Origin of the sequence: Paraburkholderia acidiphila (assembly GCF_009789655.1) — a bacterium.
Classification (GTDB): Bacteria; Pseudomonadota; Gammaproteobacteria; order Burkholderiales; family Burkholderiaceae; genus Paraburkholderia; species Paraburkholderia acidiphila.
In genome coordinates, this window is record NZ_CP046911.1 from 564177 (window position 1) to 585341 (window position 21165).

General features: G+C 62.4%; 19 protein-coding genes and 3 pseudogenes. 17 read left to right on the top strand and 5 right to left on the bottom strand.

Going from position 1 to position 21165, the window contains the following annotated elements; all coding sequences use genetic code 11:
* Nucleotides 1-401: 401 nt before the first annotated feature.
* Nucleotides 402-449 (top strand): annotated as a pseudogene (locus FAZ97_RS35870) (ESPR-type extended signal peptide-containing protein); the annotation flags it as partial.
* Between the two features lie 242 nt (nucleotides 450-691).
* On the opposite strand, the gene FAZ97_RS26770 reads toward FAZ97_RS35870, so the two are convergent.
* The gene (locus tag FAZ97_RS26770) at nucleotides 692-3190 is read right to left on the bottom strand and encodes a beta strand repeat-containing protein (RefSeq protein WP_233271911.1); all 2499 of its coding nucleotides are present in this window, start codon (nucleotides 3188-3190) and stop codon (nucleotides 692-694) included.
* Nucleotides 3191-3577: 387 nt separating this feature from the next.
* Nucleotides 3578-3994, bottom strand: a pseudogene (locus FAZ97_RS35875) (hypothetical protein); the annotation flags it as partial.
* Between FAZ97_RS35875 and FAZ97_RS26775 the strand changes: the two are divergent.
* From FAZ97_RS26775 to FAZ97_RS26805, 7 genes are all read left to right on the top strand, one after another.
* Complete coding sequence (locus tag FAZ97_RS26775; protein ID WP_158761573.1) at nucleotides 3935-4714, top strand: OmpA family protein; 780 nt, start codon at nucleotides 3935-3937, stop codon at nucleotides 4712-4714. The pseudogene FAZ97_RS35875 and the gene FAZ97_RS26775 overlap by 60 nt on opposite strands.
* A gap of 239 nt (nucleotides 4715-4953) precedes the next feature.
* The gene (locus FAZ97_RS26780) at nucleotides 4954-5148 is read left to right on the top strand and encodes a hypothetical protein (RefSeq protein ID WP_158761575.1); all 195 of its coding nucleotides are present in this window, start codon (nucleotides 4954-4956) and stop codon (nucleotides 5146-5148) included.
* Between the two features lie 587 nt (nucleotides 5149-5735).
* Nucleotides 5736-5966 (top strand): hypothetical protein, encoded by a 231-nt coding sequence (locus FAZ97_RS26785; protein WP_158761576.1) that lies wholly within the window; start codon nucleotides 5736-5738, stop codon nucleotides 5964-5966.
* A gap of 22 nt (nucleotides 5967-5988) precedes the next feature.
* Entirely contained in the window at nucleotides 5989-6612 is a 624-nt protein-coding gene (locus FAZ97_RS26790) for a response regulator transcription factor (RefSeq protein WP_158761577.1), read from the top strand.
* A 733-nt stretch (nucleotides 6613-7345) separates the two neighbouring features.
* A complete protein-coding gene (locus tag FAZ97_RS26795; protein WP_158761578.1) occupies nucleotides 7346-7936 on the top strand; it encodes a LysR substrate-binding domain-containing protein in 591 nt (196 codons plus the stop codon).
* A 101-nt stretch (nucleotides 7937-8037) separates the two neighbouring features.
* On the top strand, nucleotides 8038-8439 hold the full coding sequence (locus FAZ97_RS26800; protein ID WP_158761579.1) for a hypothetical protein: 402 nt from the start codon (nucleotides 8038-8040) through the stop codon (nucleotides 8437-8439).
* 113 nt (nucleotides 8440-8552) lie between these two features.
* Nucleotides 8553-8945 (top strand): OsmC family protein, encoded by a 393-nt coding sequence (locus tag FAZ97_RS26805; protein ID WP_158761581.1) that lies wholly within the window; start codon nucleotides 8553-8555, stop codon nucleotides 8943-8945.
* Between the two features lie 5 nt (nucleotides 8946-8950).
* Here the strand turns inward: FAZ97_RS26805 and FAZ97_RS26810 are convergent, their stop codons facing one another.
* Nucleotides 8951-9865 carry a LysR family transcriptional regulator gene (locus tag FAZ97_RS26810; protein ID WP_158761583.1) on the bottom strand — a complete coding sequence of 305 codons (915 nt, stop codon included), beginning with the start codon at nucleotides 9863-9865 and terminating at the stop codon, nucleotides 8951-8953.
* Between the two features lie 120 nt (nucleotides 9866-9985).
* Between FAZ97_RS26810 and FAZ97_RS26815 the strand changes: the two genes are divergently transcribed.
* From FAZ97_RS26815 to FAZ97_RS26825, 3 genes are all read left to right on the top strand, one after another.
* The gene (locus tag FAZ97_RS26815) at nucleotides 9986-10507 is read left to right on the top strand and encodes an SRPBCC family protein (RefSeq protein WP_158761584.1); all 522 of its coding nucleotides are present in this window, start codon (nucleotides 9986-9988) and stop codon (nucleotides 10505-10507) included.
* Nucleotides 10504-11517 carry a zinc-dependent alcohol dehydrogenase family protein gene (locus FAZ97_RS26820; RefSeq protein ID WP_158761586.1) on the top strand — a complete coding sequence of 338 codons (1014 nt, stop codon included), beginning with the start codon at nucleotides 10504-10506 and terminating at the stop codon, nucleotides 11515-11517. The genes FAZ97_RS26815 and FAZ97_RS26820 overlap by 4 nt, the downstream gene beginning before the upstream one ends.
* 223 nt (nucleotides 11518-11740) lie before the next feature.
* Nucleotides 11741-12052: a high-potential iron-sulfur protein gene (locus FAZ97_RS26825; protein ID WP_158761588.1), complete on the top strand. Its 312-nt coding sequence runs from the start codon at nucleotides 11741-11743 to the stop codon at nucleotides 12050-12052.
* Between the two features lie 323 nt (nucleotides 12053-12375).
* Here FAZ97_RS26825 and FAZ97_RS26830 read toward each other — a convergent pair whose 3' ends face one another.
* Complete coding sequence (locus tag FAZ97_RS26830; RefSeq protein ID WP_233271912.1) at nucleotides 12376-14568, bottom strand: glycoside hydrolase family 28 protein; 2193 nt, start codon at nucleotides 14566-14568, stop codon at nucleotides 12376-12378.
* A 730-nt stretch (nucleotides 14569-15298) separates the two neighbouring features.
* Here FAZ97_RS26830 and FAZ97_RS26835 point away from each other — a divergent pair.
* The 3 genes from FAZ97_RS26835 to FAZ97_RS26845 all read left to right on the top strand — a co-directional run bounded on the left by FAZ97_RS26835 (nucleotide 15299) and on the right by FAZ97_RS26845 (nucleotide 17195).
* Nucleotides 15299-15979, top strand: a complete 681-nt coding sequence (locus FAZ97_RS26835) for a VIT1/CCC1 transporter family protein (protein WP_158761590.1) — start codon at nucleotides 15299-15301, stop codon at nucleotides 15977-15979.
* A gap of 123 nt (nucleotides 15980-16102) precedes the next feature.
* Complete coding sequence (locus tag FAZ97_RS26840; RefSeq protein WP_158761592.1) at nucleotides 16103-16414, top strand: DUF4148 domain-containing protein; 312 nt, start codon at nucleotides 16103-16105, stop codon at nucleotides 16412-16414.
* 421 nt (nucleotides 16415-16835) lie between these two features.
* Nucleotides 16836-17195, top strand: coding sequence for a hypothetical protein (locus tag FAZ97_RS26845; protein ID WP_158761594.1), 360 nt, complete (start codon nucleotides 16836-16838; stop codon nucleotides 17193-17195).
* A 46-nt stretch (nucleotides 17196-17241) separates the two neighbouring features.
* Here the strand turns inward: FAZ97_RS26845 and FAZ97_RS26850 are convergent, their stop codons facing one another.
* Nucleotides 17242-18654 (bottom strand): NAD(P)/FAD-dependent oxidoreductase, encoded by a 1413-nt coding sequence (locus tag FAZ97_RS26850; RefSeq protein WP_158761596.1) that lies wholly within the window; start codon nucleotides 18652-18654, stop codon nucleotides 17242-17244.
* A gap of 558 nt (nucleotides 18655-19212) precedes the next feature.
* On the opposite strand from FAZ97_RS26850, the gene FAZ97_RS26855 reads away from it, so the two are divergent.
* From FAZ97_RS26855 to FAZ97_RS26870, 3 genes and pseudogenes are all read left to right on the top strand, one after another.
* A complete protein-coding gene (locus tag FAZ97_RS26855) occupies nucleotides 19213-19635 on the top strand; it encodes a hypothetical protein (RefSeq protein ID WP_233271913.1) in 423 nt (140 codons plus the stop codon).
* 60 nt (nucleotides 19636-19695) lie between these two features.
* A complete protein-coding gene (locus tag FAZ97_RS26860) occupies nucleotides 19696-20784 on the top strand; it encodes a haloacid dehalogenase-like hydrolase (protein WP_158761597.1) in 1089 nt (362 codons plus the stop codon).
* 141 nt (nucleotides 20785-20925) lie between these two features.
* Nucleotides 20926-21123: pseudogene (locus FAZ97_RS26870) on the top strand (BlaI/MecI/CopY family transcriptional regulator); the annotation flags it as partial.
* Between the last annotated feature and the right edge of the window lie 42 nt (nucleotides 21124-21165).

Sequence of the window (21165 nt, forward strand, 5' to 3'; positions counted from 1 at the left end):
CGTGTCAACTCATGACTCGGGATATATGGATCGGACTGTTTAAAGAAAAATTACAAATTCAGCCGAGAAAATGCGACGCCAAAAAAATTTTAATAATTGGCATCTTGTGCAGAATTGTCAAATTAGTGCTGCGACCCTTGATTTCCAGACTCGTCTTGAGACCCCGCGTTCATCTGAACAATAAAGTCGAATATGCCGTATCGGCTCGATGAGATTCGTTGGGGTTTCTGGAGATATTCGAATATCGATTCTCTGATTTTCCCAATTAATTGATAAGGCCGGAGATTCTTCAATTGAAGATGGATCTTTATTTCCATTACGGAGCGTTGCAGCTCGGATATGTATTTACGTGCCGGCGGCAATGAGTTTGCATTAGAAAGTTTTTGAACGGGACAGAGAAATTGAACAAAACATATCGGTCTGTTTGGAATGAATCCACTGGGGCGTGGGTCGCGGTGCAGGAGAACGTCCGTGCGCGAGGGAATCTCGAGCCAGCCTTCAGCCAGACCGCGCTGATACGGATCGGCAATCTTCTGTGCGGCGGGCATCAGTGCCTCGGCGTCGCCGCCTACACTGGCGAACGCCTGAGCGCTCGCCAGCACGGCCAGCAGAGCACCGCAAATCAAAGTTTTCTTCATGGAATTCTCCGTACCCGCCACGGTGTCCCGTGGCGGGCCTGGGTCACGGTCGATCAGAACCCGAACGTCGCGCCAACCGAGGCGCCCACGCTGCCGCCGCCCGTCGACTTCGACACGTGTGCGTTCAGGAGCAGGCGATCAGACACGTACCAGTTCGCACCAAGCGCCAGTGCGCTTTCGCCACCGTAGGTACCGACCGACACCGTATTCGACTGGTTCGCCACCGAACCCGAGCCCAGCGCCACCGCGTCGTTTGCCGAGGTGTACGCCTGCACGCCGACTGCCGTGCCTGCCGTGGCAGGTGTATACGCATTCGAACCGATTGCGATCGAGCCTGCCCCCGTCGCGCGCGCCACGTCCGAAGGCGGTGTCGAACCGGAGCTGTTACCCAAGCCCGCGACATTCGAATAGTAGGCTGCGGTAGTGTATCTAGTGGTCAAGCCACTCGTGTTCACGCCCGACCCCGAGGGGGCGGCGCCCAGCAGCGACGCGCGCATCAGTTGCACGCTCGGGCCGCTGCTCTGCGAGTTATTCACGATGTCGTAGACCTGGCCAACGTTCGCCGCATCCGTATCCTGGATACCGTTAGCCACGTTGCTGATGACCGTGCCCTCCAGGTTCGTCACGTCGCCAGCGATGTTGGTCACGCTGCCCGCGAGGCTCGATACGTTCTGGTTGGTCGCGTACAGTTGCGCGCCGTTCACCGCGTCCGTGCTCGACGTGCTCAGCGCGCCCGCAGCCACGTTATGCAGTGCGACCGCCGACGTCGCGCCGGTTCCACCCAGCGTCACCGAGCTGTGTGCCGACGAGTCGTACAGCACTGCGTCGGCCACCTTGCCCTCCAGGTTCGTCACGTCGCCCGCGATATTGGTCACGCTGCCCGCGAGGCCCGATACGTTCTGGTTCGTCGCGTACAGTTGCGCACCGTTCACCGCGTCCGTGCTCGACGTGCTCAGCGCGCCCGCAGCCACGTTATGCAGTGCGACCGCCGACGTCGCGCCGGTTCCACCCAGCGTTACCGCGCTGTGTGCCGACGAGTCGTACTTGACGGCGTTCGTCGAGCCCGATTGCGCATCGCTGTCGACGGCCTGCAACGCAGTGCCCACATCGCTATAAGTGGAATTGTTGAGCACGTAACTCGGTGCAGCAATCGAACCGTCTGCGTTCACGCTCGCTCCACCGCCAAGCGCGTTCGTCACGCCCTTGAGCTGGCTCACGTTCACCGCGTCGGTGTCCGCTTCGCCCGCCGCCATGTTCACGATACGGCGCGTATTCGCCGCATTCTGGATCGTGTACGGGTTGCCGTTGGAATCATAGGCGGTATACGAACTCGTTCCGTCGTTACCGACCGACACCGTATTCGACTGGTTCGCCACCGAACCCGAGCCCAGCGCCACCGCGTCGTTTGCCGAGGTGTACGCCTGCACGCCGACTGCCGTGCCTGCCGTGGCAGGTGTATACGCATTCGAACCGATTGCGATCGAGCCTGCCCCCGTCGCGCGCGCCACGTCCGAAGGCGGTGTCGAACCGGAGCTGTTACCCAAGCCCGCGACATTCGAATAGTAGGCTGCGGTAGTGTATCTAGTGGTCAAGCCACTCGTGTTCACGCCCGACCCCGAGGGGGCGGCGCCCAGCAACATCGCGCTCATCAGCTTCGGGGTCGCGCTGACCCCGCCACCGCCCGTCGCCTGGGACACAATGTCGTACACCTGACCAACGTTCGCCGCATCCGTATCCTGAATACCGTTGGCCACGTTGCTGATGACCGTGCCTTCCGGCAGGTGACCCTCTGAGCGGTTGCCATCCACGAAGTACTGGCTGTTACCTTGACCCGGATCGAGCACGATGTGCGCATTCGCGGTGCCAATGGTGTTCGGCACGTAGAGAACCGCAGGATTGCTTACGTTGCCGTTGGCATCGGTGATGAAGCCGCCGTACGTATACCCAGTGGGACTCGATGCATTCTGCTGCGCACCCCAGCCGGCCGTCGTCAACGTGTTGTTGATTTTCGTGATGGAGTTGCTGACATTCGTGACCGATTGAGTCACGCCGTACAGCTCCGCACCGTTCACCGCGTCGGTGCTCGACGCCGTCACGGCGCCCGGCGCAAGGTCCGTGATCAGCGTGCCATTCGCGCCTTGCAGGGTGATCTTCGACTTGCTTGAACTGTCGTAACTAACAGCATTAGCATTGCCCCCACCCGCCGACAATGCGGCAATTGCGCTGTCGGCCGCATAGAGCTGTGATCCATTCACGGCGTCCGTGCTCGAAGCGCTAACGCGACCAGCCGCGACGTTCGTCACCTGACGTTCCGCGCCAGGCGCACCTACACTCACGACACCCGTCGGGCTCGCGCCGGCATAGGCGTAGGTCGTGCCGCCAATCACGCCGCTCGGCGTGGCCACGGCCGACGAGGTAAGGGCACCGTTACCCAACGCCACCGAGTTCGCCGTCGAGGCATTTGCGCCGTGGCCAATAGCTACGCTATTCGTGGCTTGCGCAACCGCCGATTCCCCCTCGGCTACGGTGTAGTCACCTTTGGCATATGCCATGTCCCCCAGGGCCGTCGACATAAGGCCAGAGGCAACGCTCAAGTCCCCGACAGTCGTCGTGTAGTTGTTGCTGGCAACCGCCCCGGCGCCGAGCGCGGTGTTTCCCCACCCTGTTGCAGTCGCCCCCGCACCGATTGCGGTGCCAAAGGCGTTCCCCGTCGCGGAAGCCCCCATCCCCATCGCTGTCGAGCCGAAACTCGCCGCACGCGAGCTTTGACCCATCGCGGTGGCGCCGCTGTAATTCTGTGACGTCAGAGTCGAGCCGTCGAGTCGAACGTTGTTCCCCATACTTCCGCCGCCGCTGGCCACTGCATTGCCACCGACCGAAACGGAATATACGCCGGAACTGTTTGCGCCGTTCCCGACAGCAACGCCGTTCGTCCCGGTAGCTCGTGCGTTGGCCCCCACTACGGTGCTGTCGCTTCCAGTCGCCCAGGCCGTCTGCCCAAACGCGATCGAATCTTCGCCGATCGCTGTCGCGTTACAGCCGATGGCGTACGCCGACCCGCCATTGGGCGAATTAGCATTGCTCGCATACGCGGACGTGTAGTTGCCCCCCGAACACGCCGCATTGTTCCCTGAGGTAGCGAATATCGTCGCACCGCCGCTGTCCTTGATTGTGCTTGAGGTGTCCGTGGCATATGCCGTCGTCGCCGCAAACGAGCCGGCCCCAAGAACAACAGCTGCGTTCAACGCCGCAGCCGCATTTCGCGAGGACCGTTTGCCGGGCGCCAGGATAGCCATGTGCTCGTGTCGAGTGTCTACAACGACGCGGCGGCGCGCGCGTTGAACAACGGCCGTCATTTCATCGACGGCAGCGTGCCCTTCCAGCCGATCTACGGCCAGAAAAACTGGCCGCCGGTCGAAACGCGCGAGAAGTGGGTGAGCGCGCTGCAGGAAATCGAGCGTACGAACCAGCGCGCGTCGCAGTCGCCATGCCGCGGCGAGGATGCGGGTCGTCTGTCTGCGCTGACCGACGAAGCGTGGAAGGAGCAGGACGAAACGCACGGCACGCACTGGGTGCACGGCTGGGACAGCATCAAGCGCGCGCAGAAGCTCGCGCAGCAGGTGAACGGCGAGCTCGACAAGTGCGTGCCGCCGCCTGTGGTGCAGGCGCCTGTCGTTGCGGTGCCGGTCAGCGCGGCGCCGGTGCTCGCGAAGCCCGTTTCGCTTTCCGCCGATGCGTTGTTCGATTTCGACAAAGCCGTGCTCAAGCCCGAAGGTCAACGCGAAGTCGTACTGCTCGCGCAGCAGGTGCGCGCCGCAGGCGTGAAGCTCAACGTGCTCACGGTCAAAGGCTATACCGACCGGTTTGGATCAGCCGCGCACAACCGCCGTCTCTCGCAGCAACGGGCGCAGGCCGTGGCCGACGCGCTTCAGGCGCAGGGCGTGACGGCAGGGCGTTTCGTCATCGAAGGGCTTGGCACTGCCAATCCCGTGGCGCAGTGTCCGGGCAAGAAGGCAACGTCGTCCGTTGTGGCGTGTCTCATGCCGAATCGGCGTGTGGAGATCTCCGCGAAATAGCCTTGGGCAATGACAGCGCGAAGTTGCGCGTTTTCCGGGACGGTCATCAGCATGCCGCGCGGCAAAGGGGCTGATGACCGTCGGGCGTAGATGATCGAAGTCCTGGCCGGACGTGAACGCCGCGTTTCGAGAGGACTTGGACAGCAAGACGGAGCAGGCGCCCACAGTCGTTGTGGCAGCGAGCGCGAATTGCCGGTCGAAATGGAGCGGTAAACTATATTAATTGGAGTGCGAATAAAATGTTAAAGCTGTGCCAGCCTGCCACGATAGCAGCGTTGCTGGCTTTCAGCGAACTTGCTACGCAGGAGCAAGACCGCGTGCTCACGGCGGTAAATCAATATCTGCTCGCCTCTCCAGTACAAAAGCGTTCGATGGTCGACATCTGGAAAGATGAGGCGAAGCGAAGTGGCGTTCAAGTTCAACTGGATCTGTGAACAGCGGACGTAAGTTTTCGGGAAGAATCAACGGCGCCATTCGGCGTGCTTTACCGTATCTGGCGATCTTTGGCTGTGAGGCAGGAGCGCTCGGGAGGGCATCGTTAGCCTTCGCGTGCCAGTCGCGTCTGGCCAAATCACAGTTGTCCCGTGTCATGGCCTCACTCCTTTCCGGAAACTCGCGCGCAGCGCCCGAAGCCGCGGCGCACAAGTGTGCCGAACACGATTGCCCAACTTCGCTCTTCGTTCCGCTGAGTCGATTGGCCTCTCGGCATTGAGAAGGGCGCCGACAATCTCACTCTGATCGGGCCCGGCCAGTTTATCGGCAACACCGCGCAGCGTATCACCGAAAAGCGCAGTGAGCTTGCCACACCGTCGATGTTCCCAGCGGGTAGTCGTTCTCGCCTGACTTTGGGCGGCAATGTCCCGCGCGTGACGGTCACGGTCCCAAGGTAGAAGCCTAACCACTCATTGGTTCGCTGCGGCGGTGCGTCGCACGCCGTACAGGACTTGTCTGGGCCAGGCAAACGGCCCAAATTCTTATCCTGATTTCTGTCCTGAACTATTCCGTGGCGGAAACGAAAATCATGAGCCCATTCACATTGATCGATGTTGCGCCGATGCGCGACGGCATTCACATCTACTCAGCAGTCAAGTCTGCTGAGTCAAATTACCGCGAAGCGGTGCCGGATCAGGGCGGTGTGCTGGCCAACGCACTGGAACATCACGCTGGCCTGTTCATCCTGGTCGGTACAGCCACGTTGTCGGCAATGGCGCTATCTGCCGTGTTGCTCATTTTCCAGATTCTGCTTGGCTAATCTTCAAACAACGGTATCCCAGATGAAAATCCGCATTATCCTGGCCGACAGCCAGCCATTGGCCATTGCCGGCGCCCGGCATTTTCTTGCCAGTGTGAATACGATTGATATTGTGGGTACTGCCCGAAACTCGGGAGAAGTCGTAGAGCAGTTGGACCGAGTCGCGTGCGACATACTGATTTCGGAATACAGCATGCCGAACGGAAACTATGGAGATGGTCTTGCATACTTTTCTTTTCTGAAACGGCGCTATCCCAATCTGAAAATCATTGTGTACACGACGGTTGATGTCCCTTCATTACTAGCTGAAATCGCTCGCATAGGGATATGCTCAGTGGTCAGCAAGGCAAGTGATATGGAGCAGTTGATTCTTGCGATAAATACCGTGCTTGCTGGCAATACACATTTCCCAAAACTTCCCGCAGTCAGGAAACCCGACTCCGGGCGCCTCAGTGCGAAGGAGGCCGAGGTCATTCGTCTTTTCGCATCTGGTCTCACGATCGCGGAAATATCCCATAGATTGAGTCGAAGCAAGAAGACGATAAGTTCGCATAAGTCCAATGCCAAGCAGAAACTCGGCATCGGAAGCGACGCTGGTCTATTTTCTTCACTTTGCATGCCGAGCGCATTTTCTGCGGCTTACTAAGCAGCTAGAGAAATTCGAGTTGCAAGAATCGAGTCCGCTTTTCAAGCAACTTCAGTAATGCGTCGTTCGACCGCTTACGTGCCTGCGTCACGATGCTCGTGTCTATATGCGGAGATTCGAACCCGCGCCGTATAGGCTTGCGAACTCCGCTGAGACCAAGCGCCGGCCTGATGTATCGTGCTATTCAAGCGCGCGCAGCCGTACTTCTCAGAAACCGCCGACACTGCATAAAGTGCTTGCGCAAATTAGCAAGTCGTCGCCGTCATACTCGAAGAGTCAATCTGTAGGTGCTACGTGGATGAGATGGGTAGGTCTGTGTCGAGGAGGCGGTGCATGGCGCGCGCGGGAAAGCGGGCCGACGATCGGTTAGTCCAGAGTCTGCGCGAGCAACACGCAGCGCGCGACCGAAGGATGGTTTAAAGATGTCAACTCAGGAAATTATTTGAGTAACGAGGACCATCGAAAGCGTTGGTCTTGTCGAGGCGACAGGGATTGCTTGTTTCGCGTGATTTCGAGTCGTCACCAGGTCGTGTCTCGAAACCGCATCATTGGGAAGTGCGTCCGCAGTCTGGCGTTGCTTGCCGGATTTCAGGTCAGGCGCCGTTCCTGGCGTGGCGAACGGTCGAGGTCGCCACGCCATCGAAACTTTACACACACAATGTTGACTGCTTAACAGTCGTTGTAGTCAAAAGAGGAGAAGAGTTCGGCCGCGTTTCATCCGCTCGCGCCGGCCGTGATCCGCGCGTATCGCGATGCGCATCCCGACATCGCCATCGAGCTTAGCGAGATCAACGCCGCCGAGATCATCGAGATGATGATGAACGGACAGGTCGATGTCGCGATCCTGCGCAAGCCGATCGAGACGCCGGCTGAGTTGCGTTTCGAGCGCATCGCTCAGGAGCACATGCTGCTCGTGCTGCCGGTGGGGCACAGGCTGGCGGGTCCGCGAGCGGTGTCGCTCAAGCGCCTCGCGGGCGAGCCGTTCATTTTCGTGCGGCGGCCCGGCGCCCCCGGCATGTACGCCGATTTCGTACGCGCCTGCGAAGCCCAGGGCGTGGAACTGCGCGTGGTCGACGAAGTGCCGCGCATGGTCACGGCGATCAATCTCGTGGCCGCGGGCGGCGGCGTGACGCTCGTGCCGGCTTCCATGCGGCGCTATCAGCAGGAAAGCGTGCGCTACTGCCGCGTGGCCGGGGACGAGGCGTTTCGCGCACCGCTTCATCTCGTGACGAAGCCCGCCGTGCGCAATCCGGCGGTGGAGCGGTTTCGCGAAACCGTGTTTGCGTACGTGGAACATTCGCGCGAGCCTGGCCAAGTCGCTTAAATATTTTCGTCCGGCCCCTTTCGGATTGCTTCGACCTGCCGTTAACCCGTATGCCTCCATACGGGCGCCAGGCGCAATCACAAGAGCAAGACGAATAAACAGTGGCAACGAGAATCATCGAAGGAGCGGCAGCGCGGGCCGCCGCCGGGCGCGACGCGTCCATTGCAGGTCGCCCGGCAGCGGTGCGCGTGCTCGGCACGCTGCGCAACCACAAGTCCAGGCTGGTGCTGCTGGCCGTCGCGGCGGGCTGCGTCGTCACGTTCGCGTCCTGGCTGGACGAACAACTGCAGCCCGCGCTAGAGGCGCGCGAGCGCAACGAGCAGGCCGCCGAGGACCTGCACGAACGCTTCGCTCCCTGCTTGCCCAATGCGCAGCGCAACGCGAACTCGTGGTGCGGCGCGGTGAGAATTCCGCCTCCGCCGCCGCGGCCCGTTATGCCGCTTCCCCTGATCGCGGGTGCGCCCGCGGCGTTCTGCACGGCCAACGGCAGCCTGTCCTGCTAATTACCTTGATGCGCGTTGCCGGGTAGAACCGATACCGGTAGACGCACTCGTCTTTTTCGCGCGCGGCGTTGCGCTTACGCTTGGCTCCATCGATTCGAAACGGGGCGAGCGGAATGGTCAAGGCAACGAGGCGCGGTGAACCGTATTGCGTAACTGTCAGTAACGGCCGCTTTGAACTGCTCGCCGATACGCACAAGAACGGCACGGGCGGCGCGGCTGGCATGCGTCCGCACGAACTGCTCGAAAGTGCGCTGGCGGCCTGCGTGTGCATCTCGATCGAGATGGCGGCGGCGCGCGCGGGCGTGAGCGTGCCGAATCCGATTGTCGAGGTGAACGTCGAGCGTAGCGACGAGGCAACTCGCTTTCGCGTTGCTGTGCGCTGCGAAGCGCCGTTGAGTGATGCTGCGCGCGTGATCGTGCGCGCGGCTGTGCCGCAATCGCCGGTGGCGCAGACGTTGGGGCGCGCGGTGCAGGTGGAGTTGGGGGAGGTGGTCGCCGATACGTGACGACCTCACCTCGGCGCCTCACCCGCCAACCCCTCACACGTCTCGAACAACAGCGCCCGCGCCCACTGATGTCCCGGCGAGCGATGCGTGCGCTCGTGCCATGCGAGCGTCTTCGTGAATCCGGGTATCTCGAGCGGCGGTTCGCTCACGGCGAGCCCCTGCGCACCACCCCTTGCGTCCTTCACGAGCCGCGACGGTACGACCGCAATCAGATCGCTCGTCAGCAAAATATCGGGCAGCACGAGAAAGCTGTTCACCGACACCGTCACGCGCCGCGCGCGCCCCACGCGCGCCAGCGCCTGATCCGTCACGCCGCTCAGGCTCCCGCCCGCATACGACACCAGCGCATGGTCGAGCGCGCAAAAGCGCTCCAGCGTGAGCCGCCGCGCGGCGGCGGGGTGATCCGCGCGCATCACGCACACGTAGCGCTCGTCGAAGAGGCGCCGCGCGTGCAAGTCGGCGGGCGTAGTCTCCGGCGTGATCAGGGCCATATCCACATCGCCGCTTTCCAGTTGCGCCTGCAGGCGCTCGTGCTGCACCGGCACGATCACGGCCCGCACGCCGGGCGCCCGTTCCCGCAGCCGCGCGAGAAACGGCACGACGACCGCGCGCAGCGCGTAGTCGGTCGAGGCGAGCGTGAGCGTCATCCCGGACTCGGCCGGTGCAAAGGCCTGCGGTTGCAGCATCTGGTCGATTTCGCCGAGCACCTGCTTGAGCGGCGCGGCCAGTTGCAGCGCGCGCTCGGTCGGCACGATGCCACGTTGCGAGCGGACGAACAGCGGATCGCCGAAACTCTCACGCAGACGCGTCAGCATTGCGCTCACAGCCGGTTGCGTGAGCGACAGACGCTGCGCGGCGCGCGTGACGTTGCGTTCGTCGAGCAGGGCGTCGAGCGCCCGCAGGAGGTTCAGATCGAGCATTCTGATATCAATGCGATTTATGGCGAAAATAATGATCCGCGATTGGATTTATTTCAGCATAGTCCGCATGATTTCTCGTGTCCACCGCACCTAAACCGACAGCATCGAAAGGTAACGAACATGAACGAGATTTTCTGGCCCGAAGACTATTTGCCCGGCACGACCGATAACTTCTGTTCCAACGAAGTGATCGTCGCGGGGCTTTCCACTGCCGACGTGTGGCCGCTGCTGAACAAAGCGACCGTGTGGCCGAGCTATTACAGCAATTCCGCGGACGTCGGCTTCGACGACAACCTCGGCCCCGAGCTGAGCGCGGGCGCACGCTTTCACTTCAAGACCTTCGGCTTTCCGGTAGAGGCCAAAGTGACCGAGCACGTGCCGCCCGCAGCGGGCCAGCCCGCGCGCGTGGCGTGGCACGGCTGGGCCGAGGGCGACGAAGAAACGCGCCTCGACGTGATACACGCATGGCTGATCGAAGACCTGTCCGGCGGACGCGTGCGCGTGCTCACGCAGGAATCGCAGAAGGGCAAGCCCGCCGTGGAACTGGCGAAAACGCGCCCGAATCCGATGATCAACGGGCACCAGGACTGGCTCGACGGCCTCGTCGACGCCGCGCGCAAGGCCAAGGGAGCACGGTCATGAAGGCCGCCGTGCTGCGTGCGCCGGGTGGCCTCGACCGGATCGAGTTGCGCGATATCGCCGAGCCCGGCGCGCCCGCTGCCGGCGAGATCCGCGTGGAGTTGCATGCCACGTCGCTCAATTTTCACGATCTGCTGGTGGCCAACGGCGCCATCCCCACTGCGGACGGCCGTGTGCTGATGTCGGATGGGGCGGGCGTGGTGTCGGCCGTGGGCCCGGGCGTGACGGAGTTCAAGCGCGGCGACCCCGTGGTGTCGTGCTTCTTTCCGCAATGGACGGACGGCTCGCCGTGGCAGGCCGTCGGCAACTTCGCGCAGACGCCCGGCGACGGCGCGGACGGCTTCGCGACCTTGCACGCCGTGCGGCCCGCGAGCGCCTTCACGCTCGCGCCGCGCGGCTGGACCCATGCGGAGGCCGCCACGATCACCACGGCGGGGCTCACGGCATGGCGCGCGCTGGTGGCCGACGGCGGCCTCAAGGCGGGCGATACCGTGCTGACGCTCGGTACCGGCGGCGTGTCGATCGCGGCGGTGCAGATCGCGCGGATGATGGGCGCTTCGGTCATCGTCACTTCATCGTCGGACGACAAACTCGCTCGTGCGAAAGCGCTAGGCGCCGACCATGTGGTCAACTACCGGCAGCACGAAAAGTGGGGCGCGCTCGTGCGCGACCTGACGGGCGGCAAGGGCGTGGATCATGTGATCGAAGTCGGCGGACCGGGCACGCTCGCCCAGTCGATCGACGCGGTGCGCGTGGGCGGCCACATCGCGCTGATCGGCGTGTTGACCGGACGCGAAGGCACTGTGCCGACCTCAGTGCTCATGGCGAAACAGGCGCGCCTGCAGGGCTTGATCGTCGGCAGCCGGCGCCAGCAGCAAGCGTACGTCGCGGCGCTCGACCAGGCCGGCATTCGCCCGGTGCTCGACCGAACGTTCGGGCTGGACGAGCTTGCCGATGCGTTTCGTCATCAGCAGGCCGGGGCGCATTTCGGCAAGGTCTGCGCGGCGTGGTGAAGCCAATGCGGCGCCAGGGTGGCGCCGCGTTTTCGATTGCCCGAAAAATTAATATGGATAGCGAAATAATGCAGGCGACATTCGATGCGCAATGTTTCCGTTCTTTACAATGCATCACGAACTGATATAAATAATCAGGACACGGAAAAAACCGCGAACGAATCGGCCCAACCAATCGGCGAACAGCAAGAGCCGGGTACGTTCCCTACTCAGGAGCCCCACCATGCCGCTTTCCCGTCGTCGCTTCATGATCCTCGCCGCCTCCGTGGCTTCCACGGCGGCGCTTTCCAACGAATCGCGCGCCGACGCGCCGGTGCTCTCCGAGAGCGACCCGACCGCCATGGCGCTCGGCTATAAAGCCGACGCGAGCAAAGTCGATAAAACGAAGTTCCCCCATTTCCAGGTGGGGCAGACCTGCGCGAATTGTCAGCTGTTTCAGGGTAAGCCGGGCGCGCCGAATGGGCCATGCGCGACCTATGGCGGCAAGATCGTCGACGCCAAAGGCTGGTGCAACGCCTATGTGAAAAAGGCTTGACATACGCTGCGCGAGGCGCACGCTGCAAGACGTTGATGAACGAGTTTCGGGAGGCGCCATGAAGGCGGTGTGCCCGCTGCACGGGCCAACGACCATCGTCGGTACGAACGCGTATGGGTTTCCGGTTTATGCGTGTTGCCGCGACGACATTCCCTTTGTCATGCCACCGGACGCCTGTACGCGCGAGCCGGTGCGATCCGGGGCCGAACCGAAGCGCCAACCCCGGCAGCCGACGACCGGCAAGGAACCCCGCTGACAACCCGCACTGACTACGCGATCACCCCGCACACGAACGCGGTTGCCCGCGTCCGTGTGCGTTGGCATCAGGTTGCCGGCGCGGTCAGCGACGTGTTGTACGTGGTGCCTGCGATCACCACGTTGGTCAGCGTAATGCCGCTCACATTGCTCGCGAAGACCGGGCCCGGCGCGGCCGATGCGGACGTTGCGGGCGTGGTCGGCACTGCGCCCGTGCACACCGGGTTGCCGAGATTGCAGTTCGAGATCGTGACGCCGCTGATCGGGCTCACGGTCGGCACCGGCAGCGGGCCGTTGTAATCGACGGCCTCGGGGCCCTGCATGACGATTGCCTGGAAGCACGAGTTCGACCCGGCCGTGAAGCCCGAAGGCATCGAGTACGACACCCCGCCCGACACGTTGCTCGCGTTCACGTTCGTGATGTTGATGTTGCTGATCACGGACGGACTCCAGCGCACTGCGTCGCCGGACGGGCTGTAATCGCAGTCGAACGTGATCAGGCCGCCCTGGCCCGTGGACGGATTCGTCGCGAGCCCCGTCGTTCCCGTACCCGTGATCTTGCTGATCGCGGCGCCTAGCGACCCGCCGCCGTACTTCCCGGCGAGGTTCACGCCGTTGGACAGCGTCACGCCGTTGATCCAGACGTTGTTGATGAACCCGCCGCGGTTCATGTTGCTCTTGAACCGCAGCGCGATGTTCAGCGGATTGCTCGCCCAGTTCTCGTTTTGCATCGTCAGGTTGCGAGCGTAGACGTTGCGCACGCCTGCGCTCATTTCGCTGCCGATCGTCAGACCGCCGTGCCCGCTTTGCATCGTGCAGTTTTGCACGACGATGTTCTGCATCGGACCGTACTCGGTGTCGAGATACTTGCCGGACTTGATCGCGATGCAGTCGTCGCCGGTGTTGAACTGAACGTTCTGCACCAGCACGTGGTTGCACGCGTCCGGATCGAAGCCGTCGTTGTTCGGTCCGACGCTGTCGGCAAACACGCCGTCGATCACCACGTTCGTGCAGTCAGTGGGATGGTGCTGCCAGAACGGCGTGTTCTGCGTGTGATAGTTCTGCAAGTACACGTTCGTGCAGCCGATGAACTCGATCATGCACGGCCGCAGATAGTGGCCGTTGCCGAAAATACGGTTCTCGAACGGCACGCGCAACTCGGAGAGCGCGGGCAGATAGTTCTGGTCCTGGTTCCAGCCCGTGCCCGTGAGCAGGGTCATCAGCGAACTCGTCGCGCCGTACTGATTCGTGAACGAGACGTTGGCCTGCGGGTTCTGTATCAGCGAGGCGGGGAGGCTGGTGAGCGCGACGTTGTTCGGATTCGCATAAGCCTGCGAGGGCGTTGTCGAGCCCGCGCAGCCGTAGGTGTTGCTGCTTCCCTTGAAGGTCCACCAGCAGGAGGTTGGCGCCTGGGTGCTGGGTTGGATCGGCGTCATCGCCTGACCGTTGAGCACGCAGGTGTTGTCGTCGGCGGTCAAGGCAATGTTGGTCTGGCGGAATGCGTATATTGGCGAGCCGAAATTCAGGCAGTCGTTTGCCTGCCAGCGCGTGTGGTACAGATTGCCGTTCGCCGTTTTGTACGGGCCATTCTTCGCGTAGTCCGCCGGGTTCGGACTGAAATAGATCGTGCAGCCCGATTCCAGATGGAGGTTCACATGGCTCAGCAACACGATCGGGCCGCCGCAATACCAGTTGCCCGCCGGGATGACCACGCGGCCGCCGCCGGCGCGGCTCGCGTCGACAATCGCGGCATTGAACGCGGTGCATGAGTCGTATTGCGTGCCCGTGTAATCGCACGGGACCATGACGCCCGAGCCCGGGCTTTGCAGGTCGCTGGTCGGGTGCGCGGTTTGTTCCGTGCCGCCCGTCACCCATGGAATCTTGCCGCTCGGCCACGCGGTCGACGTGATCAACGCGGAGGCGGGGAGCGTGCGCGCACCGTAGCTCGTCACGTGAAATTCGGCGCGGTTGAAGAGCGAACGATCGACGTGGGAGAGCCTCCTGATGATGGCCGTGGCCTGACCGTCCGGGCCCCAGATCGGGTCGCCGGCTGCGTGGCCGGGCGGCTGCGGAAGGTGGCCGCCGAACGTGGCAGGCGTGGGGAACATGGAGTCTGCTGCTGCCGCGCCGCGGCTGGCCGCGAGCAGGCTTGCGCCCGCGGACGCGCCGGCAAAGGCCATGAACGCGCGCCGTTTGGGCGAGGCGGGCGCGTTGGTGCGGCCTTCGGAGAGCAGGGGATCGTCGTTGTCGTGTGTTGCCATTTGATTCGTTCTCCTATGTTGTCTCGCTGATTTATTTCGCTGACAGGGTGGCTCGGCTTCGGCGGCCGTTGGGCCGCGTGGCGATGCTAATGCGAACGGGAGAGGCACGGTTACAGCGAAGAGATCGAACAGGAGCGGCTGACCGATCACCATGGATATTGTTGTCAGACGACATCGAAATCGTCAATCAGATTTCTCTAGGTGATGTACCTGGTGCGTCCAGTTGTCGTGCATATCTACAGGTAGCTTACGCGTGTTGGGAATTTGTCTGACGAGCGGGGTGACGTTATCTGTTGTGACGCGGGCGCAGAGAGGGCTGCGGCGTTGCCTGGCGTCACGGCGTGTTGGGTGTTTGTAATGAAATCGAGGCCGACTTGAAGTTCACGATGCGTGTGCCTGGTGGAAATGAGCAACTGTTTATTCGGATTCCTGATGTGTGATGGGCGGTTCCCCGGGGGCGATGGACGCGCGCCGCGCCGTTGCGTTCGGGGCGTTCTCGGCCATAGCCGACGCTCGACAATCGGGGAGGTGCGTGGGGCAGTTGCATGGGATTCTCTTTATTGGCTTAATGAGTACCGGAGAAGGCGCGCCGCACGTGCGCCGCCCCCGGCGCTCCCAGTTCATCAAAATAAGGGAACCGAACGGTTGGCTCTTTCATATACTGCTCGTACCAGCAGCCGTTGTTGGCGGTTAGCGCGACGTCTCGTTACCTATATTGAGTCGAGGCCATATGAGCACTATCATGCCGGCCGGACACGCCGAACCGGAGCGGCGCGAACCGGTTCTCAATACCGTCGACCGTGTCTGTGAAATATGTTTCGGTCTGTTCATGGCACTGACATTCGTCGGCGCCGTCAAGGCGGTCACCGCAGGCGAAGACGAGGGATACAAGATGTTCTTCGCCGCACTTGGATGCAATCTTGCGTGGGGCCTGGCGGACGCCGTGATGTATCTCGTGCGTACGCTCGCCGATCGAGGGCAACGTTTGCAACTTGCCCAGACCGTTAAGCGCGAGCAGGACCCGGTTGCCGCCGTTCGGGCGTTGCGGGACGCATTGCCCGAGAAACTGGAACCGCTCGTCGACGATGCGGACCTCGAGCGGATCCGTGCGCGCCTCGCGGCAGCCCCGACATTGCCACCCCGCGCGAATTTCGTGAGCGGTGATTTTGTCGGAGCGCTGGGCATCTTTCTGCTGGTTGTCCTGGGAACGTTTCCGGTCGCGTTGCCGTTCCTTATCGTCAGCGATGTGACGACGGCACTCATCGCCTCGCGCGTGCTTACGCTCGCGATGCTCTTCATCGCCGGCTTTGCGCTGGGGCGCTACACCGGCGCTGGGGCAATGAAGGCAGGCGTCGCGATGATCGCGCTGGGTATAGTGCTTACGATGGCAATCATCAAGCTGGGTGGCTAACCGTCGAACGCCGGCCGCAACGCTGTGCGACACCAACCCAGCGCAACACACACTCGGACGTCGCGCGTGGCCGGCGGCGTTGCACAGCGTGCGTCGCGCCTGGCGGACGCGTGGAGATGCGCTATGGAAACCCTGTCGAGAAATTGCGCGACGCTTGCTGCATTGGCGCTCATGCTAATGGGGTGCGCCACTGCCGGCGCGCCGCAAAGCGGGCCGCATTTGAGCCCTGCGGAGTGCAGTGACCTGGCCGCGCTGAAAAGCAATCCGTCGCCGACGAAGGCGCAACGACAAAGCGAGCTTTCAGCTCTGAGGAAGGCGGGCTACGACCCGGCGCCCTGGAACGACGACCCGAACTACCCGGATGATCTACACGCGGCGCAGCGGCTGGTTGACCACTGGTTCCAGACGGATTGCCAGCAGGCTCAACCCGGGTGAGATGCCCTGGCGGAGCGGCGGCAGGGCGCGCCGATGTTCGCGAAGTCGGCAATGGCCGATGAAGCGGCCTGCATTTGCGCGTCGCGGATATCCGCTGCCAGCGCTCCAACAGGTGCGCGCGTAATCAAACTTCGATGCGTGCGCATGTCACGTCCTGGCCGCACACGCATATCGCCGGCACTCACGCAGACACGACCAGGCGACGCGCAGGGACCGCGGTCTGTGCCTTCGCCGCTTTCCGTAAATTTCAGTTTAATTGATACGTAAGCACGGCGAACTAGACTCAATAAACCACTTAGGATGACCAACAATCAGCCTGTCCGTTGCATGTTCAACGCTCGGGCCATCGCCGAACTACTCAGGTCCTATCTCCCCATCGTTGTTAATGCAGTGAATGGCGCATACGCCGAGGGAGTCTGCCGTGAATGTCCAGACCACGCGTGAGCGGGCTATTCCAGGCCTGCGTCGTTTTACTCGATTTCCGATTAAAATCGCGGCGCAATCGATGGTAGCCGCGCTGTATCTCACAGCGAGTTGTGCTTTTGCTGCCTGCGAAAAAGAGGCCGCGGCGATGTGCTCGCAAGGTGATCCGCGGTGCCTGGACGGCGCAGCGAAATCGGTTGAGCAAGCCGCCAACGACTGCAAAACGCCGGAAGGGCGAGTGCAGAGTGCCTCCTTGTGGCAGGCAACGCCGGGTTACTTCGACAACGCGCCGCACGAGCACGAATTCTGGCGATGCGTCGCCCGGCAATGCGACCCGCCCCAAGCCTCCGGGCAATAAAATCAAGTCTGGTTTTGCACACCGAGCTGCACGTCGCGGGCGGCGCTCACGCTGCCTGCGCTGCGGCCAGCAATTGCGCAATGCGCTGCGCCGCATCCGAAGCTTTGGCTCCGGCAGCCTTGAGAAGGTCCTGCACGGCAGCGTCCACCTCCACACCTTTGAGAACGACAACCTGCCCGTTGAGGCGACACTGCCTGAGCCAGGCGCTCAGGTCGGGGTTCTGCTGCCAGCGCGCGGCGTTGGCGAGAGTCGGCAGCCACATCCGCAGGTAATCGATCGGCAGTTCCGGCACGGGCACGGGCATGCACATCGCGTTTTGTTCCTGCAGATTCTCGAGGTGCGCTTCGACCCAGGCGATCACGCTGCCCGAAAAGAGCGGCTGGCACCAGCGGACCATCAAGAGGTTGATCGCGTCTTCCTCGAACACCGGCACGCCCGGCAACGGCTGGATCGCGCTGGCGGTGCAGTCGATGTACAGCGTGTCAGGGTCGGCCGCGAGTTCGCCTTTCTCCAGCACGATGCGCGACGGCTCGATTGCGCGCACACGGCCCAGCCGAACGATCTCGCCGACCTTGCGCAACTGGGCCATCTCGCCTCGCGAAACGAGCGCGCAGCGGTAGGTTGTGGGGTCGATGGCCGGATCGATCCGCATTAGCGCGCCGCCCGCTTCGAGTCGCCGCAACAGGTCGGGAATGTCGCGTGCGTTGCGGATCGCGTCGAACTGCACCACGCTGTTCTCGAAGTAACGCCGCCAGCCGGTCGGGCCGGGCTGCATGTTGGCGCGGTCCATCACCCAGGCGTCGCGCGGCATGATCCAGCGGATGCGCTCGTGCGGCACGCCGTTCTCGACGAGCCAGATGCACGCATCCATGCCGGTCTTGCCGGAGCCGACGACGGTATAGCACGGGTACGGCCGTGTAACCTTGGGCAAGCCGTTGCAGGGGATGCATTGCACACCCGCGGCGACGCTGTATTTGGGCGGGTGAGTGGACGGCACCTCGGTTTTCGCCAGCGTGGCATTCACCCATTTGCGCCGCGCGCGGACCTCGTGCTCGGCGCCGGTCAAGAGCGAGCGGAAGCGGTGCGTGCGGCCGTCGCTCGCGAAGTGATCGCATTTCGGGAACCACTGCACGCGGCCAGAGGGAATGAAGCGCTGTTTCATCACCTGTTCAAAATGCGCGAGCACCTCGGCTCCCGAGGCAAGCCCAAGCATCCCTTCGTTAAAGCCCGTCGTTTCATGCGACCAGTCACTCAGTTCCCGCGATGCCACGCCATACCAGGCCGACGGCTGGTGCAGCCGCACGTAAGAATAGGTGTCGTTCCAATGGCCACCGGGACGGTGGTGGCGATCCACCATCACGACGCGCGCATCGGGCGACTCGGTGAGCAACGTGTCGACGAATGCCATCGCAGTCGCGCCCGTGCCTGTCACGAAGTAGTCGGACTCGATCCATGCCATGTCACTCTCCTTGATGGGGGACTTCGCCTCATTGCGCGCGCACCGATTTTCGTAAATGGGAAGTCCTTGGGGAGGGTTATAACGCCGGATACGGTTGCCCCAGTATCGGAGTTACATCGTGTCTGTGCGCTACCGCGCACTTCCTTGCTGTTTCCCCGTGCGGCGAAGTTAGCGTGATCCAGGATGCATCGTGGCCGATCGATCGAACCGTCGGAGTCGACTGGCCTTAGGGCGGGCATTGCCCAAAAGGGCAATCGCTTTTCACCTAACCCCAATAGTGTCCGGCGCGGTTTCGGAGAACACTTGTTGTCAGTCATCATGCTAGGGTCGAATTGCGCATGACGCGGCTCGATCCCAACTCGTGGCCAAGTCCTGACCGAGCGCGCGCCATGTTGCTCACAAGACGAGGTCAAGCCAGGCGTTCAACGATTGTCAGGGGAATCGTATGCGGCGTTTGCATCGCATGACAGATAGTGTGAAACCCGTTGCGCGGGCACCGTTTGCCCTTGCAGCAGCGGGGCTGCTCGCTTTACGGAGAACGAGCTGACGCCGGGCGCCGTGCGCGTCGGCCGCTTCAAGGCGGAGTTCAACCTGCGTGGCGACGGCGGCGAACCAACTGGCGGTCTTGCGGTGGATACCAACCCCGGCTGGAAGGGACCGGAAAGCTATGTCGCGACGGTGCCGCAGGTCTTCGACCTTTATCAGGACCCCCAGGAGCGCGACGACATCTACATGAACAACTTCACGGAGCACACCTGGACCATTCCGGCGTTTGCCGGGGCGATCAAGGACCTGATGAAGACCTACGCTCAGTATCCGCCGCGCAAGGCGCAGAGCGAAGCATGCTCGGGGCCTGTCACGCTTAGCCAGTACGAACGGTTCCAGTACATCCGCGAGTCGCTCCAGAAGAGCGGTTCAATATACCCATGCCTGGCGGCAACTGATCATTCACGCGTTGCTGGCAGCCGGCGCGTGCGCTAGTGCGGCGCGTGCCGGTTGCCGGTTTGGTTTTTATCCGCGTCAACAGGGGATCGAATCGCGATGCGACCAGCCCAGCACCTTTGCGGCGCACGCAGCGTGCGAGGGGGCGTAACCACGCTTGTGCTATGCGCGTGTCTCGCCCTGTCGGCTTGTGCGAGCCATGAACCGCCGCCACCCACGACCCAGGCCGCTCAGACCGTCGCAGCCGGGGCGCCGGTAGCCGAGGCGCTTCCCTCCTGGCAGGACGGTGCGGCCCGTGCGGCAATTCTCGGGTTTATCGCCGACGTCACGCAGGATGGCGGCCCCCGGTATGTGCCGCCAGAGTCGCGCATCGCCGTATTCGACAACGACGGCACACTCTGGAGCGAGCAGCCCGTGCCGTTCCAGGTTGCGTTCATGCTCGACCAGCTCAAGAAGGCCGCTCCCCAGCACCCGGAGTGGCAGCGCAATCCAGCCTTCAAGGCGCTGATGGCGCACGATACGGCTGCGCTCGCAAAAAACGAGAAGGCGTTGCTGCAATTGCTGGAAGTGGCCAATAGCGGCATGACCACTGAAGCGTACGACCAGTCGATTCGAACGTGGCTGGCGAGTGCGAAGCATCCCACGCTCAACCGGCCGTTCACCGAACTCGTCTACCAGCCGCAACTGGAGCTGCTCGACCTGTTGCGTGCCAATGGCTTTACGGTCTGGATCGTCTCGGGCGGTACGGCGGAATTCATGCGTGTCTGGGCCGACAAGGTCTACGGCATTGCGCCGGAGCATATCGTGGGCAGCGAAGAGAAACTGAAATACGAGGTGCGTGAAGGCAAGCCAGTGCTGATTCGCGAACCGGGCTTCGACTTCTGGGACGATGGGGCCAACAAGCCGGTGGGTATTTTCCGCGCGTTGGGGCGCCGCCCGATCCTCGCATTCGGCAACTCCGATGGCGACCGCCAGATGCTCGAATACGTGACGGGTGGCGATGGTCCTTCGCTCGGACTGCTGCTTCATCACGACGATGCTGCGCGCGAGTTCGCCTACGACCGCCATGCCGGGTCGGCGAGTCTCGACAAGGCGTGGGATGAAGCGGGTGCGCGCGGGTGGGTTATCGTGAGCATGAAACAGGACTGGAAGGCCGTGTACCCCGCGCCGGGCGCGGGGGCGAAATGAGCGTAATTCGACGAATCGCTCAAGAAGGATGCCGGGCGCGTGCTCGTGAACCTGTTCGAGACGGCCGTGGTGCAGACGATGGGACGGCCGGCGCAAACCTGCGTGACCGCCGAATTCTGCGGCAAGGCGCTTGCCATCGTGCTGCTTACGCGCGACGAGAGCGAGCGTTCCCACGTCTATATGCCCGCGCAAAGCCAGAACACGCTGCAAACCAGCCTGTTGAAGGAGCTGATTCACAAAGCGTTTTCCGGTTCGGGCAAGGCGCTCGTGATGGCCGCGTTGCGCAAGCACGTTACTCGAGAAGAGCGCGAGGAAATTCGCAAGTTTCTTCACGGGGACGGCCGTTCCTGCCCGACTACTACCCGCGACAAACGAAACTCA